The sequence below is a fragment of the Actinoplanes sp. NPDC026670 genome (assembly GCF_040638175.1).
GTDB lineage: Bacteria > Actinomycetota > Actinomycetes > Mycobacteriales > Micromonosporaceae > Actinoplanes.
Map to the genome: position 1 here is coordinate 43043 of NZ_JBEZXU010000042.1, position 14911 is coordinate 57953.

Genomic DNA, 14911 nt, shown 5'->3' on the forward strand with positions numbered 1-14911 from the left:
CGGCCGGCGGGCCCGGGCTTTCGGTCGGCGGCGCAGGCTTTCGGTCGGCGGCGCGGGCTTTCGGTTGGCGGCGCGGGCTTCGGCCAGCGGGTGCGGGCTCCTGTCGGCGGTGCGGGCTCCGCGGTCAGCGGGCGCGGGTGACGATCACCTCGGCCACGTGGCGCAGTTGCGCGGGGTCGGGGCTGAAACCGGCGGCGATGTCCGGGTGCAGGCCGGCCTTCGCCTGCTCCAGGAGCATGGCGGCGACCTGCTCGACGCTCTCCCCGCGATAGTGCTGTTCGACCTTCACGGTCGCGGCCTGCAGCGCGGAGCTGAGCTGGTCCTCCAGGGGCCCGCGCAGCTTCTGCTCCACCGGATTGAGCGTCCGCGGGTCCAGGGTGATGTGTGGCTCGGCCAAGGTTGTCCTCCGGAGGTCAGCGACGCCAGCCGGATACCCGTCACTCCCGCGACGGTAAACCCGCCACGGCCACCCCGTCCCCGTTTCACCTCGAAGAGGGCGTTGATCCGCCGAGTTCTTCCCGTCCGGATGGACGGCGGAGGCGGGAAGAACTCGGTATCCCGGGCCAGCCGGCGGCCTCCAGCGCGGCACGCACGTCGGCGATCACCTCGCCGGGGCGGTGCCGCATCGCCCAGCCAGGGAAACGCAGCAACCGCACGCCGCTGATGGCGATCTCGTTGCCCGAGCGCATGTCGGCGTACCACCCATGGGTCTCCATATGCTGCGAGCCGTCGATCTCGACCTGTACCTGCCAGGGATCGAAGAACACATCGCGATAGCGGTTCCGCCCGGAACGATCACGGCGCACCGACTGCCGCGAGGGCGACGGCAGGCCGGCGAGCCGGCAGAGACGGAGGAACTCGATCTCGTACGTGGACTCCGAGCCGCCACCCGCATCATCGACCGCCGCCTCGATCACCGAACGGCGCCGCAGCCGACGGAACCCGCCGAGCACCGTGCGAACCTGGTCCAGGGTGACCAGCCGCTGCTGGAACGTCGCCGCGACAAGCGCGACCGCGGTCGTGTCGTCGAGTGCCCACTGCGCCGCGTCGACAAGCGAACGTGCGGCAGTCGTGCACGGCGGTGACACATCGAGGCAGGCGTCATCGCGGGTGAGGCACCGGGTCCGGTGAACCACTACGCCAGCCGGCGGATCCCGGTCGGTCAGATGCGTCGGCAGGATGAGGTGCACCGGTTCGGCTGTCTCCGGGCGTCGCAGCCCGTGCACGCGCAACGCGGTCAGGCCGGCGAGCAGGGCCGGGCGCCCGTTGCCGACCGCGAGCGAGGCTGTCCACAAGCGCTGCACGGGAGTCACCGGCCCGCCGTAGGCCAGGTAGACCCCGAGATACAGCCGCCGCCAACGACCTGTCGCGATCCGATGATTCACGGCGCTCTCGGTGAGATGCCGACGCGCCTGACGCCAGGAGACGACACCGTGCTGTCGTCGGAACAACTCGGCGAGTGACGCATCCGGATCCGGCTTGGAAGTAGGCACCGCCCCAGCATTCCCAATTTCCGCAGCTCACCTCTGCCCCCTGTGGACAGCCCGGCCCACCCTGTGGACAACAGTCCCGCAGACGAGCCCGCACAGACCAGTTTCCGCAGGCCGGCCTATGCCCGAGGCTCCCGCTTCAGCACGCCGGCTTCCGTGTCTCGCCCGGTGTTTCGATCCACAGCATCTCGGCCTACGCGCGTTGGCCGTGACGGCCGGCGCAACGTTGAAAGTTGTCGGAGCGCCCTCGCTCGATCAGGCCAGCATGTTCGTGTTTGCTGGTAGTCGTTCCGGCGCCGGGCCAGCGCGTTTGAGGTCGCACGTTGGCGGTTTGTGAGCGCTGGTTGTGGTGGTGGCGTGGCTGGGGTCGCACGTTAGCCGGTATGTGGGCGTTCGTTGTCGTGATGGCGTGGGTGAAGTCGCGCGATCCGGGATTGTGTGCGCTCGTTCTCGTGGGTGCCGTGGACTCCGAATCGTGGGCCGGGAACGACTGGCTCGGGAGCGATGGTGGCCCTGCGGGTAGCGATCTGTGGCTGGGGGAACGGGTCGGTGGTCCAAGGTGAGGCTCTCGATCACCTTGGACCACCGACACTGTTTCGCTACCCCGGAATCGCGGGGCTAACCGCTTCGGTGAGAAGTGGGGGGAGTAGTTCCTGGAGGATCTCCACTCCGTCCCGGCTCAGGACTGACTCCGGGTGGAACTGGACTCCGGCGAAACCTCGGCCCCGGAGGGCGTGGACGGTGTCGTCGGCCGGGTCCACGGCCAGGGTCACCGGGCCGTAGGGGGTGGCGGCCGCGGTCTGGCCGGCCACCGCCGAGAAGCTCGAGTAGAAGCCGACCCGCCGGGAGGTGCCGAAGAAGTCGATGTCGCGGGCCAGGCCCTGATACGGGGCGTCCCGGCGGCGCAGCGGGAGACCCAGCAGCGACGCGAGGATCTGCTGGCCGAGGCAGACCGCGAAGAGCGGCTTGCCCGCCGCGAGCACCGAGGCCACGAGCCCGTGCAGCGCCGCCATCTTCGGGTCACCGAGGTCCGACGGGTCACCGGGGCCGGGCCCGAACACCACCAGATCCGCCGCGGCGAGAACGTCCGGCATAACGGGAATGCCGGACATTGAGACGCGAGGGGCTGCACTTGACGGGCTGGAGGAGGGCGAAGCGGCGAGGGAAGGGGAAGGGGCGAGGGAAGGGGAAGGGGCGAGGGAAGGGGAAGTGGCGAGGGAAGGGGAAGGGGCGGTGAGGGAGGGGCGACTGGTCCAGGGGAGGACGGTCACCGACAGGCCCAGGGCCTTCAACTGGTGGGCCAGCATCGCGGTGAAGGTGTCCTCGGCGTCGACGATCACCGCCTGCCGTCCGGCCAGTGCGGGGACCGTCAGCGCGCCCGGGGCCCGCGAATCGAGCCAGAAGCGGGCCAGTTCGTCGTTTCGGGACGCCAGCAGGCGCTGGATCTCCGGGGACTGTGCGGTTCCCCGTACCGCCGCGGGTTGGGAAGGAACCGCGCCCAGCGCGGACAGCAACCCGGCCGCCTTCGTGTGGGTCTCGGCCACCTCGCCCGCGGGTGTCGAATGGCGGACCAGCGTGGCGCCGACCGGAACCCGCAGCAGACCGTCCGGGGTGATCTCGGCGGTGCGGATCAGGATCGGCGCGTCCAGGGTCTGACGGCCGGATTCGTCGTGGTCGAGGAGGGCGAGGACGCCCGCGTAGTAGCGGCGGCCGCGGCGTTCGTGGCGGGCGATGACGCGGCAGGCGTTCTCGATGGGGCTGCCGGTGACCGTGGGGGCGAACATGGTCTCCCGCAGGACCGCCCGGACGTCGAGGGAGCCGCGCCCGGCCAGCAGATATTCGGTGTGGGTGAGGCGGGCCATCTCCTTGAGGTAGGGCCCGGCGACCTGACCGCCGTGTTCGGCGACGGTGGCCATCATCTTGAGTTCCTCGTCGAGGACCATGTAGAGCTCCTCGATCTCCTTGGGGTCGCGCAGGAAGTCGAGGATGTCGCCCGATCCGTGCCGGAACGTGCCGCTGATCGGGTTCATCATGACGATGCCGTCGAGGACGCTGACGTGCCGTTCGGGGGTGGCGCCGATCAGGATCCGGTTGCCGGTGTCGACCAGGAACGTCCAGTAGGTGCCCTGCTCGCCGTGCAGCAGCCGGCCGAACGCGGCCCGCGGGTCACCCTCGAACCTCGCCTGATAGGTGCGGTGGATGACGAAGTTGGCGCCTTCGCCGTGCCCGATCTCGTCGCGCAGCACCTCCTCGACGACCCGCGCGTACTCGTCGTCGGACAGATCGAAACCGCCGTCACGAAGGGTGATGTCACCGGGCGGGAAGTTCGACAGCGGCTCGGTGTGACGTGATCGGACCAGCAGACATTCGAGCGGCGCGCCGTCGTCGACGCATTCGAAACCACGCTCGGTGATCTGCCGGTAGGGGATGACGGCGAGCACCGGCGTGCCGGGCGTCATCGGGATGTCGTCGAGCGTGGCCACGGTGACGACGTCGCCGGTCAGGACGTCGACGTGGTCGGCGCCGTCGCGGTGCAGCAGGGCGAATGGCATGGTCCCTCGTTTCGGGTGGGCGAGGGCCACCGGCCGAGATCCGGCCACGAAAAAGGCCGCCTCAGCGAGGCGGCCGCGGGGTACGCGCGGGAAGATGGCCGCCTGTCAGGCGGGCCACCACATGGTCAATCGTGCGCGCATGGCGGCTAGCTTACGGACGGCCGGCCGGTCGCGCCAGACCTCTTTCGTGTACGGGCTACGCGTGCCCCGTACACGAAAGAGGCCGTCAAGCCGCGAATGCCAGCCGGATGGCGTCGCGTGCCCACAGCATTCGCAGGATCGCGCAGTCCGGGTGCTCCCCGAACTCCTGTGCGACCAGTTCAGCGCAGCCGTTCTCGCCGATCCGGTCCACCACGTCGGTGACCGCGGCCCGGATCAGCTCCGCCGTGGGCGCCCAGGAGCGCTGCAGGTCGGATGCGAACAGGGCTTCGCAGCGGACATCGTCGATCGTCGCGTTCATCGGTTCCTCCCCAGCCGTTGTGGTGCGCGGTGGTGGTCTGGACATCAGCACACCGTCCGTCGGCTGCAAAGAGGTCGCCCGCCGGTTGCGGCCTGGTTGCGGAGCAGATTTACGAAGATCACCGACATGCAGGTGTTTATCGGTATATGGTCCGGACAAACGTCTGTTACGGAATCGGGGGAAGGCGCGTGACGACCGTCCTGGTGGCTGACGACGACGCCGACATCCGCGACCTGGTGGCCTTCAAGCTGGAGCAGGCGGGCCTGGAGGTTCTCGCGGTCGGTGACGGTCAGGCCGCGGTGGACACGGCACGGGCCAGACTGCCCGCGCTGGCCGTGCTCGACGTGTCGATGCCGGGGCTCTCGGGCATCGACGTGTGCCGGATGCTGCGTTCCGACCCGTCCACCGCCGGGATGCTGATCATCATGCTCACCGCCCGGGTGCAGGAGCAGGACGTCGAGGGCGGCTTCAGCGCCGGCGCCGACGACTACGTGACGAAACCGTTCAGCCCGCGCGAGCTGGTGTCCCGGATCCAGGCACTGCTCACGCGGGCTCGGACGTGATTCCCTAGTTGGCGGCCTCCACCAGCTTCTCCAGGTCACCGGCGTTGAGCGGGCTGCCCGGGAAGGCGGCCATCCGGCTCAGCGGCAGGCTGCCCAGCATCATCAGCATCTCCGGGTTGGCGGTCATCGACGCCATCAGCCCCTCGGACTGGCCCGCGGCCGACGCGAACGCCGCGCCCAGCACCTCGGCCCCACGCGGGTCGGCCATCCACTCACCGACGCTCGACTCGCTGGTCAGCGGCACCCGCGCCGGGTCGCCGGCCACGTGCACGGTCACCGCGGCGCGCACGTCCCGCGACGACGAGCCGACCTCGATCAGGTATTCGCCGTCCTCGACGATCCACCGGCCGAGCCGGGTGTCCCAGTAGGCGAGGTCCTCCCGCTCGACGGTGAGCCGCACCTCGGTGGTGTCGCCGGCGCCGATCTCGGCACTGGCGAACGCCTTCAGCTCGCGCGGGGCCCGCTGCACCTTCGAGCCGGGCCGGCTCACGTAGACCTGCACCACCTCGCGGCCGTCCCGCCCGCCGGTGTTGGTGACCGGCACCCGCACCTCGACACCGGCCGCGGTCGCCGACGCGTGGGCCGCGCCGTAGCCGAACGTGGTGTACGACAGCCCGAACCCGAACGGGTACGCCACCTCCTGCCCGCGCGCGTCGAAGCCCCGGTAGCCGACGTGCAGGCCCTCGCCGTACCGGACGTGGCCGTGCTCGCCCGGGAAGTCCAGGTAGGACGGGTGGTCGGCGAGCTTGACCGGGATCGTCTCGGCGAGCCGCCCGGACGGGTTGACCCGCCCGAACAGCACGTCGGCGATGGCGCTGCCGCCGGCCTGCCCGAGCAGCCAGCCCTCGACCAGGGCCGGCACCCGCTCGTCCCACGGCTTCGTGGCGATGACCGCGCCGTTGGAGAGCACCACGATCGTGTTCGGGTTGACCGCGGCGACCCGCTCGATCAGCGCGAGCTGCGGCGCGGGCAGGTCGATCGACTCCCGGTCGGCGCCCTCGGTCTCGTGCACGCTGCCGACGAACACGATCGCCACGTCGGCCGCCCGCGCGACCGCGACCGCCTCGGTCAGCAGCGCCTCGTCGGCCTCGCCCTGGACGGTGTAGCCGGGCGCGAACGTCGTCCGGCTCGCCGACGAGGTGATCTCGGCGAGCGCGTTGTCGAGCCTGGTCGGGGTGATCTGCGAGGAGCCGCCGCCCTGGTAGCGCGGGGTCCGGGCGAACTCGCCGAGCACCGCGATCCGCTGTGTGCCGTCGAGGGGCAGCAGGTCGCCGTCGTTCTTCAGCAGGACGATCGCCCGTCCGGCGATCTCCCGGGCGAGCGCGTGGTGGGCGTCCGCGTCATAGCTTCCGGCCGGCCGGTCCCCGGCCTTCGCCACCAGTTTGCGTACGAGCTCCGCGCTCTGTTCCAGCAGGGCCGGGTCGAGGCGCCCCGCCGCGACCGCGTCCACCAGAGCCTGGTCGCCGGCCGCGTCCGGCCCCGGCATGGTCAGGTCGAGCCCGGCCGCGATCGCCGCCACCCGGTCGACCACGGCGCCCCAGTCGGACACGACCAGCCCCTCGAAGCCCCACTCGCCGCGCAGCACCTCGGTGAGCAGCCAGTGGTGCTCGCTCGCGTACACCCCGTTGACCTTGTTGTAGGCGCACATCACGGTCCACGGCTGGGCCCGGGTGACCACCTTGTGGAAGGCCCGCAGGTACATCTCCCGGAGGGTGCGCTCGTCGAGGTCGGCGCTGATCCGCATCCGGTCGGTCTCCTGGCTGTTGACCGCGAAGTGCTTGAGGGACGCCCCGACGCCCCGGCTCTGCAGGCCGCGCACCCACTCGGTGGCGAGCAGGCCGGTGAGGATCGGGTCCTCGGAGAAGTATTCGAAGTTGCGGCCGCCGAGCGGGCTGCGTTTGAGGTTGACCCCCGGCCCGAGCAGCACGGCCACGTCCTGTGCCCGGCACTCGTCGCCGAGCGCCGCACCCATCCGGCGCAGCAGCTCCGGGTCCCAGGTCGAGGCGCTGGCCACGGCCGGCGGGAAGCAGGTGGCGGGCACGCCGGCCAGCATGTCCTCGCCGGACGCCTGCATCCGCACCCCGTGCGGGCCGTCGGTGACAGTGACCGAGGGAAGGCCCGCGGACTCGACGCCCTCGGTGTGCCAGAAGTCGCTGCCGCTGGTGATCGCCGCCTGTTCCGAGGTGCTGAGTCCCATCGTTCCCGCCCTTACTGAGTACCTACTAGGTATTAACTACCCAGAAACATAGCCAGGTCAGAAGCGGTGTCGCAAGGGGCTGCTGGTAGGAAAGAGCTGTGCAGACCACCCCTGGAATCCGCCGCGACCGTGCTCGGCTACCCGCTGCCGAACGCCGTCGGCAGATCCTCGAGATGACCACGAAACTGATCGCCGAGCGCGGCTTCTGGGGCCTGTCGATGCAGGACGTCGCCGACGGCTGCGGGCTGACCGTGCCCGGCATGCTGCACCACGTCGGCTCCAAGGACAGCCTGCTGGTGGCGGTTCTGGAGTACCGCGACGAACAGGACTCCCGCTCACTCGCCGAAAAACTGGGCCGGCCCGCCCACCAGCTCTGGACCGACGGGCGGATCAGCCTGGCCGAGGTGTGCGATGCCGTGGTCCGGCGCAACGCCGAGCAGCCGGAGATCGTCCGGCTCTTCGCCGTGCTGGAAGCCGAGTCGCTGGCACCCGGCCACCCGGCGCACGCCTACTTCAAGACCCGCCAGCGGCGCACCCTGGAGGAGTTCGCCGCCCTCGCCGAGGGCGTCGTCGACGACCCGCGTGAGCTGGCCGCCCAGGTCGTCGCCCTGATGGACGGCCTGCAGATCCAGTGGCTACGCGAACCGGAGACGGTCGACCTGGTCAGCGCCTGGCAGGCGGCCGCCCGCCGCCTCTTCCCGGTTTAGGCCTTCGGGTCGGGGGCGCCCAGCCAGGAACGGACCTCGGCGCACTCCTCGTCGGTCAGGGCGATCGCGGCCGCGTCGGCCCGGTTCAGCACGTTGTCGGCGAACGCCGTGGCGATCTCCTCGGCATCAGGCGGCGGCTGCCGGTAGAGCGGCGCCCCACCGAACGCGGTGCCCCGGGTGACGAACGCGATCGCCGACCGGCTCACGTCCACCCCCTGCTCGGCCAGCAGATCCCGGGCCCAGCGGGTGGCCTCGGTCAGGTTGAAGTGGTGCGACGCCGCGTACTCGGCGAGCGCCCGGTAGACCGGCGGCCACATCTCCCGCGGCAGCCGCGGCAGACCCAGCGGAGCGCTGAGCCGCACCACCGAGTCGGGCGCCGGCCCGGCCGCCCCGGTCGACTCCGGCGGCCCGTGCCGGCTGTCGTCCCAGACGAAATGATTCGAGAATTTGGCGTACGGCAACCGCAGGCTCTCCAGCGCACGGACGAAGCCGCCGAAGCCGAACCAGTTCGTCGAGTCCACCCCGGTGCCCAGCTGCCGCCGCAGGTCGTGAGCCAGCGACGCCAGGTTGAGCGGGCCCGGAGCCGCGGTGAACCGCCAGGTCACCAGGTCACGGAACTGCTCGTAGGACGCCTCGGACTCCGGCTCGCCCGGCACCACCGCCGGGACCTCCTCGCTCTCCACCGGCTCGCCCTGCACCAGCTCGAGCAGCTCCTGGCTGGTGATCAGCCGGTCCGCGATCGAGGTGAACGCCAGCGCCGCGTCGGCCGGGGAGACGATCGTGGTCCGCCGGTCCGAGCGCCGCAACCGCACCAGCAGCGGAGTCATGTCCGAGTCGCCCGACGCGATCACGAACTCGTCATACGTCACCGAGTCGGCCAGCGCGTCCACCGCGTCGACCACCATCCGGATGTCGGCGGCGTTCTTCGTGTGGGTCAGCCGCGGACAGTCGATCACCTCGAAACCGGCGTTGACGAAGAACGGCCGGAACCGCGAGTAGTACAGCCGCTGGAGCCCGCTGGCCGGGTCGGGGTGCGGCACCCAGCCCCCTGGATTCATGTAGCACCGCAGGATCAGCCAGCGCCGGGGCCCCTCCACCGTCAGCGAGGTGGTCAGCCGGGACAGCCAGGCGCCCGGCTCCTCGGCGAACTGGACGGCGACATCCGGGTCCTGCCTGATCAGTGCGCTGAACACGTTGTCGAAGTCCAGGTACAGCGCGGCACGTACGCGTTCCATGTCCGAAACCTACCCCGCGTCGCACAGCGTGGGCGGTCAGCACGCCCCGAAAGCCGGTTGACTGCGGCGACACCGCCCGACGAACGGAGCCGCCGTTGCACCTCAGCCAGGTCCTCGACGTGATCGGCAGACTGCTGCGGAACGCCGCGCACCCGGAGATCGAGGCCGTGGAACGCTTCGGCACGGACTCGGCGCCCGGTGGCCCGTCGCCGGCGGGACTGCGGATCCGGTACGTGAACGGCGCTCTCGCGTACCTATGGGGCGCGATCTGGCCGGGAGAGACCGATCTGCCGGCGCCGGACCGCCTGCCGCCACCCCGTGGGAACCGGCCGGACCGCGCCGCGGTCCTGGTCGCGCTGCTGCTGGAGGCCGCCCGGCCGGCCGAGTTCCGGTCCTGGCAGCTGGTCGCGCTGCCGGACCTCGGGCCGACCGGGCAGCGTGGCAAGGTGCCCCGCGGCCTGCGGATCGTCGCCGCCGACGGCACGTCGCTGCTGCTCCGGGCCACCGCGGCGGGCGGCCCGGACCGCGACCCGCCGGACGAGCCGTTCCCCGAATGGACCGTCCCCGCGCAGATCAGCGCAGACCTCGCCGTGGGCCTCGCGGGCGGGCTCAGCGCTGGCCTCGCGGGCGGGCTCAGCGCAGGCCTCGCCGGCGGGCTCAGCGCAGACTGAAGACCGGGCCGCGCGGGGTGAACGGCAGGCGGGCGCCGCGCGGCATCAGGTACGCGTGCGGCCGCCGGATCCGCAGCACGTCGCACTCGCCGTCGGTGATCACCAGGATCGGGCCGTTCGGTGGGAAGTCCCCAGCGCGTTCCAGCAGGTCGACACCGGGCTGGAGGACGGTGCCGCCGCGGCCGCGCACCCGGACCCGGCCGGCGATGTCGGCCACCGGCAGGTACCCGGCGTCGTAGGCGGCCGCGTCGCAGAACACCACACGCGCGGCCGGCACGTCCCGGGCCGTCGCGTACGACGCGATCGCGCCGAGCGCCTTGCCCATCAGCTCCGTGCTCATCGACCCGGACGTGTCCACCACCACGCCGAACGTGCTGCGCCGCACCGCCTCCTCCGGGTGGTGCCGGCCGGGGCGCGGGATGTCCGGGGTCGCGGCCTGACGACGGGACGGCCGGGCGTACGTCCGGACCGGCTCCACCAGCGGCACGAACTCCTCGAACCAGCGGGCCAGCCGTACGTCCCACGGCACCGGCGGCTGCTCCAGCACCCGGATCTCGGCGACCAGCCCGGACGGCAGCAGGCCGCGCCCGCTGCTCTGGTGATAGGCGAAACCGGTCAGCAGCGCCCGGCGGCAGTACTCGTCGAGGTCCACGCCACCGTCCCGCCGCCCGGCCCACGGCAGCGGCTCGCCGAGCATGTCACCGGCGCCCTGCCCGCGCAGCGTCGACAGCTTCCGCATCCGGCGCAGGTCACCGGCGATCCGGTCGTAGACCTGCTCGGCCGAGCAGCCGGCGAACGCCGGATCGTGCAGCGTGCCGTCCGGCAGCACCCCGACACCCATCTCCACCAGCCAGCCGTTGATCACGAAGTCACAGGCGACGTTCCACAGGTACGGATCCCGGCCACCGACCCGATCGGCGTGCCGCAGCGCCACGTGCAGCAGCTCGTGGGCCAGCACGAACCGCCACTCGTCCTCGCTCAGCGACCGCCACGGGTTCACGTAGATCTCGCCCGCCTCGGCCGACACCGCGGCGATCGAGATGCCCCAGGCCCGGGCCAGCGGGCCGTCGGCGACCAGCGTGAAACCGGCGGCCACCCCGCCGAGCAGCGGATACGACCCGATGAACCAGCTCATCGCCAGCTCCCACGGCGAACGCTTGAGGGGACCGTCGGTCACCGCCTCACGGGCGCCGCCGGCCACCTCGACACCGGCCGTCGCGGCCGCCGACAGGCCCAGCGCGAACCGGTCCGGCCAGCACGGCTCGTGGCCCGGCCGGAACCGGTACGGGCTCAGGTCCAGGTCGTGGGCGGCGGCCAGGTCCGGCGGCACCCCCTCGCGGCGCCACCGGGCCGCCAGGTCGTCCTCCTCGGCCGACGGCAGCAGATCCGGCAGCGGGTCCGGCTCCCGGCCGAGTTTCACCGCCCGCTGGAACCGGGCCACGGCGAGACAGGCGGCCGCCCGGAACGCGTCGTCGCCGGCGCTCCCGGCCCCCGTCGTGAGGTGGTCGAAACCCAGGTGCAGCAGGCAGTGGGCGAGCACCCAGCGCCACTCGTCCTTCGTCAGGCGGCGGGTCCGGCTCACCGTGATCAGGCCGCCGGCCGCCACCCGGGCCAGGGCCGGCAGCGGCTTGTCGACGAATTCCACCGTGGCGTGCGGGCGCGGATAGTCGAACTCGGTCATCGGCTCGAACAGTGGATGGCCGGCGAGTTCGTGCCAGGCCGCCTGGAAGGCGAGCCTGTTCGGGTCGCTCTCCGCCTCCCGCTTCGGCTTGCGCGCCATCCGGATCCCTCAGGCCCGGGCCGCGACCAGGCGCGGCAGGTCGCGGCTCACCTCGACCAGGAACCAGGCGGGCAGCACCGGGTTGCCGTCGTTGTCCGGGGCGATCACCAGGCGGCCGCACTCCAGCGACAGCTCGGCCAGCTCGACCAGCATCGCCTTGGCCCGGTGCGCGAACTGGCGCAGGTTCGCCGAGGCGTGCACCTTGCCGGCCGGCAGGTCCTTGATCAGGCGGGCCCGGAACGCCTCGGCCAGGAAGTAGAGCAGATCCCGGTCGTCCGGGCGGGACGGCCAGCCGGCGTCGCCACGAACGATCGCGTCCAGCCCGTACCGATGCCTGACGATCTTGACGTAGCCGCCGAAGGCGGTCGCGTGCGCCGGGCTGAGCGTGCCCGCCGCCAGCAGGCCCAGCGTCTCCTCGCTGATGCCGTCGCCGTAGGAGCGCAGCGCGTCGGAGAGCATGTGCCAGCTGCGCGGGGTGGAGAACGCCTCCTCGACCTTGGGCGGCGCCGACCACAGGTGATCCGGGCGCTCGGTCAGGTAGCCGGTCACCCACTGGTGGATGCCGGAGCTCTGCGCCCACGCCGCCCAGTCCGCCCAGGACGCCCGCAGGTGCACATGGATCAGGCGGTTGACCAGTGCCGACGCCATCGGGCGGGCGAGCGCGTTGTCGCTCGACCGGTTGCCCGCGCCGATCACGATCGACCCGGCCGGCAGCTCGTAGTCACCGATCCGGCGGTCCAGGATCAGCGAGTAGAACGCCTTCTGCACATCCGGGCTCGACGAGTTCAGCTCGTCCAGGAACAGGCAGTACGGCTCGTCGCGCGCGATCGACTCGGGCGGCGCGAACCGGCTGCGGCCGTCCCGCAGTTCCGGCACCCCGATCAGGTCCTCGGCGGCCAGCTGGGTGCCGACCAGGGTCACGCAGGTGAGTCCCAGCGAGTCGGCGAAGTCACGGACCAGCGAGCTCTTGCCGATCCCGGGGGCGCCCCACAGGAACACCGGCCGGGCCACCGCGACATGCAGGAGCAGGTCGGGCAGCTGGGCCGGGGTCACCGTGATCGCGGAGTGCATGGCGATCAGTGTGACTTTTCGTTTCATGCACGCGCATCTGTATTACCCGCCGGACATTGATGCCCCGATGCCGTTTCCGGTCGCCAGATAATCGGTTCCGGGCAGTTTCCCGGCCGCGGTCCGCGCGCCCTCGGCAACCGACGAATCGGTGGAGCCGAACGCGAACCCGTCCACCTGCCAGCTGTTGTTGTTCGGCTTCGCAGCAGCCGAGAGTGCCTGCTCACCACGGGTGTTGCCGAGGGCGGCGTTGTTGCGCAGCACCGCCGGGGCGGTGGTCATCGAGAAACCCACACCGCTGTTCTGGAACGCGGTGTTGTTGCCCAGCTCGATCGCGCCGGTGTTGCCCTCGTCGACGAAACCGTGCCCCTGATTGCCCCAGGCCGCGTTGTGCCGGACCGAATGCGCCGCCGCCAGCGCCCCGGTCCCGCCGCCGAGCGCGAAACCGTTCGAGCCGTTGCGGTACGACCAGTTGTACTCGACCGCCACCCGGCTGCGGAACGAGCCGAGATCGATGCCGTCCTGGCGGTTGTCCCACGCCCGGTTGCCACGCACCAGGTTCCCGCCGCCGTCACCGAACTGCACCGACAGCCCGGAACCCTGATTGGCGTAGAAATCGCTGTCCAGCACCTGGTTGCCCGAGGTGCCGGCGTCGCGCAGCATCAGCCCGACCCCCGCGTTGTCGTGCACGGTGAGCCGCTGGAACACGTTGTTCGTGCAGGACAGGCAGGTCCAGGTGGCGTTGCGGGCGCCGGTCACCTCGATGCCCCGGACCGTCCAGTAGGAGGCCCTCTGGGTGATCGCCCACTGGTCGGCCGGGATGCCCGACGCGTCGATGATCGCGCGCTCCCCCTGGTAGGGGCTGATCGTCACGCGTTTCTCCGCGGTGCCGCTCGTGGTGATCGAGATCGGACTCGTCGGGCGGTAGGTGCCGGCCCGCAACGCGATCGTCTGGCCCGGTTTCACCACCGAGACGGCCTTGGCCACCGAGGCGTACGGGTTCGCTGCCGTGCCGTCACCGTCGTCGTCGCCGTCCGGTGCCACGAAAATGTTTGAATTATCAGGTATTGCTGCTTTTGTGGTTTTGGTCGACGCGGCCGCACTCGGGCCGGGCGCAGCCGTGGCGGTCGCCGGGGTCGTGGTGACACTGACCGGCGGCGCGACGGCCTGTGAGGTGTCCGGCTCGTTCAGCACCGCGAAGGACAGCCCGCCGCCGACCGCGACGGCCGCCACCACCGCTGCCAGGGCCTTGTACTGCACCGCATGCGCCGCGAACGTCGCGGTGGCGACCAGCGGGGGAGCGGTCACCCCGGCCTGGAACGCGGACTGGATGCCGGCCCACAGCGCCACCGGAACCGGCAGCGCCGCCACCCCGAGCAGCAGTCGCTCCGGCGACACCATCCCGGCCTGGTGGAAGTGGCATTTCGGGCAGTCCCGTACGTGCCGGGCCAGGCGCTTGCGCCACACCGAGTCGACGGTCCCGTCCCAGAACCGGATCGTGCTCGACAGCTCCGGGCAGATCGGTTTCGCCCGCAACGCCCGCACCACCCCGCGGGAGAGCTCCAGCTGCGCCTTCATCCGCTGCACCTTGACCGCGGCGTGTTTCGGCGTCACGTCGATCGCGGCGGCCAGCTCGGCCCGCGAGAGGTCGCCGCGCGCCTCCTGCCACCAGAGGCCGAGCAACTGCCGGTCGGCGTCCTCCAGCCAGCGGGTCGCCTCGGCCAGCTCCCGCCGCTGATCGGCGACGACCAGCTCGGCGGTGGTCCGCTCGGCGAAATCGCCGACCGGGTCGGGCACGTCGACAGGTTCCGGCAGATGGCGCAACAGGGTCATCTTCCGGGTACGCATGTGCATCTGCACCCGCCGGAACGCGATCGCCACCAGCCACGACCGGAACCGCTCCGGGTCACGCAGCGAGCCCAGGGCGTTGATCGCCTGGAGCATGGTGTCCTGCACCAGATCGTCGACGTCCGGATGCCCGTTCAGCGCGCGGCCGATGATGTTGTAGATCAGCGAAAGATGGCCGGTGATCAGCTGATCCCGGGCGGGAACGCTCCCACGCTGGGCGTCGCGAACCAGGTCCGCCACGCCCCTCGCCGCCGTGATCTGACTCTCCGTCACCGTCTCGCTTCCTTCGTCTTGACCGGCGAAAATCGAAGGTGATGCGTGCCGTTGTCTGGGTCCGTGC

Annotated in this window: 12 protein-coding genes; 3 read left to right on the forward strand and 9 right to left on the reverse strand. The window is 71.2% G+C overall.

Annotation, left to right across the window (positions count from 1 at the left end; genetic code table 11):
- Nucleotides 1–124: 124 nt before the first annotated feature.
- The 4 genes from AB0E94_RS33625 to AB0E94_RS33640 all read right to left on the reverse strand — a co-directional run bounded on the left by AB0E94_RS33625 (nucleotide 125) and on the right by AB0E94_RS33640 (nucleotide 4502).
- On the reverse strand, nucleotides 125–397 hold the full coding sequence (locus tag AB0E94_RS33625) for a hypothetical protein (RefSeq protein ID WP_360334816.1): 273 nt from the start codon (nucleotides 395–397) through the stop codon (nucleotides 125–127).
- A gap of 85 nt (nucleotides 398–482) precedes the next feature.
- Complete coding sequence (locus AB0E94_RS33630) at nucleotides 483–1385, reverse strand: hypothetical protein (protein WP_360334819.1); 903 nt, start codon at nucleotides 1383–1385, stop codon at nucleotides 483–485.
- A gap of 704 nt (nucleotides 1386–2089) precedes the next feature.
- Nucleotides 2090–4042 carry a chorismate-binding protein gene (locus AB0E94_RS33635; RefSeq protein ID WP_360334822.1) on the reverse strand — a complete coding sequence of 651 codons (1953 nt, stop codon included), beginning with the start codon at nucleotides 4040–4042 and terminating at the stop codon, nucleotides 2090–2092.
- Between the two features lie 226 nt (nucleotides 4043–4268).
- The gene (locus AB0E94_RS33640; RefSeq protein WP_317787439.1) at nucleotides 4269–4502 is read right to left on the reverse strand and encodes a hypothetical protein; all 234 of its coding nucleotides are present in this window, start codon (nucleotides 4500–4502) and stop codon (nucleotides 4269–4271) included.
- A gap of 188 nt (nucleotides 4503–4690) precedes the next feature.
- On the opposite strand from AB0E94_RS33640, the gene AB0E94_RS33645 reads away from it, so the two are divergent.
- A complete protein-coding gene (locus AB0E94_RS33645) occupies nucleotides 4691–5065 on the forward strand; it encodes a response regulator (protein ID WP_317787438.1) in 375 nt (124 codons plus the stop codon).
- A gap of 4 nt (nucleotides 5066–5069) precedes the next feature.
- Here the strand turns inward: AB0E94_RS33645 and AB0E94_RS33650 are convergent, their stop codons facing one another.
- On the reverse strand, nucleotides 5070–7262 hold the full coding sequence (locus tag AB0E94_RS33650; protein WP_360334827.1) for a glycoside hydrolase family 3 C-terminal domain-containing protein: 2193 nt from the start codon (nucleotides 7260–7262) through the stop codon (nucleotides 5070–5072).
- Between the two features lie 173 nt (nucleotides 7263–7435).
- On the opposite strand from AB0E94_RS33650, the gene AB0E94_RS33655 reads away from it, so the two are divergent.
- On the forward strand, nucleotides 7436–7969 hold the full coding sequence (locus AB0E94_RS33655) for a TetR/AcrR family transcriptional regulator (protein ID WP_360334830.1): 534 nt from the start codon (nucleotides 7436–7438) through the stop codon (nucleotides 7967–7969).
- Here AB0E94_RS33655 and AB0E94_RS33660 read toward each other — a convergent pair.
- The gene (locus AB0E94_RS33660; protein WP_360334833.1) at nucleotides 7966–9204 is read right to left on the reverse strand and encodes an NYN domain-containing protein; all 1239 of its coding nucleotides are present in this window, start codon (nucleotides 9202–9204) and stop codon (nucleotides 7966–7968) included. The genes AB0E94_RS33655 and AB0E94_RS33660 overlap by 4 nt on opposite strands.
- A gap of 95 nt (nucleotides 9205–9299) precedes the next feature.
- Between AB0E94_RS33660 and AB0E94_RS33665 the strand changes: the two genes are divergently transcribed.
- Nucleotides 9300–9875, forward strand: a complete 576-nt coding sequence (locus tag AB0E94_RS33665; protein WP_360334836.1) for a hypothetical protein — start codon at nucleotides 9300–9302, stop codon at nucleotides 9873–9875.
- Here the strand turns inward: AB0E94_RS33665 and AB0E94_RS33670 are convergent.
- From AB0E94_RS33670 to AB0E94_RS33680, 3 genes are read right to left on the reverse strand one after another with little or no spacing between them, the layout of a single operon-like run.
- Nucleotides 9862–11655, reverse strand: coding sequence for a hypothetical protein (locus AB0E94_RS33670; protein WP_360334839.1), 1794 nt, complete (start codon nucleotides 11653–11655; stop codon nucleotides 9862–9864). The two genes, AB0E94_RS33665 and AB0E94_RS33670, sit on opposite strands and share 14 nt — an antisense overlap.
- 9 nt (nucleotides 11656–11664) lie before the next feature.
- Nucleotides 11665–12708, reverse strand: coding sequence for a MoxR family ATPase (locus AB0E94_RS33675; protein WP_360334920.1), 1044 nt, complete (start codon nucleotides 12706–12708; stop codon nucleotides 11665–11667).
- 60 nt (nucleotides 12709–12768) lie between these two features.
- Nucleotides 12769–14844, reverse strand: coding sequence for a sigma-70 family RNA polymerase sigma factor (locus AB0E94_RS33680; RefSeq protein ID WP_360334842.1), 2076 nt, complete (start codon nucleotides 14842–14844; stop codon nucleotides 12769–12771).
- Between the last annotated feature and the right edge of the window lie 67 nt (nucleotides 14845–14911).

Excerpts from the sequence above, each read along its gene's own strand:
- AB0E94_RS33655 (WP_360334830.1), top strand. The coding sequence starts at position 7,436 with ATGACCACGAAACTGATCGCCGAGCGCGGCTTCTGGGGCCTGTCGATG.
- AB0E94_RS33660 (WP_360334833.1), bottom strand. The coding sequence starts at position 9,204 with ATGGAACGCGTACGTGCCGCGCTGTACCTGGACTTCGACAACGTGTTC.
- AB0E94_RS33635 (WP_360334822.1), bottom strand. The coding sequence starts at position 4,042 with ATGCCATTCGCCCTGCTGCACCGCGACGGCGCCGACCACGTCGACGTC.
- AB0E94_RS33670 (WP_360334839.1), bottom strand. The coding sequence starts at position 11,655 with ATGGCGCGCAAGCCGAAGCGGGAGGCGGAGAGCGACCCGAACAGGCTC.
- AB0E94_RS33640 (WP_317787439.1), bottom strand. The coding sequence starts at position 4,502 with ATGAACGCGACGATCGACGATGTCCGCTGCGAAGCCCTGTTCGCATCC.
- AB0E94_RS33650 (WP_360334827.1), bottom strand. The coding sequence starts at position 7,262 with ATGGGACTCAGCACCTCGGAACAGGCGGCGATCACCAGCGGCAGCGAC.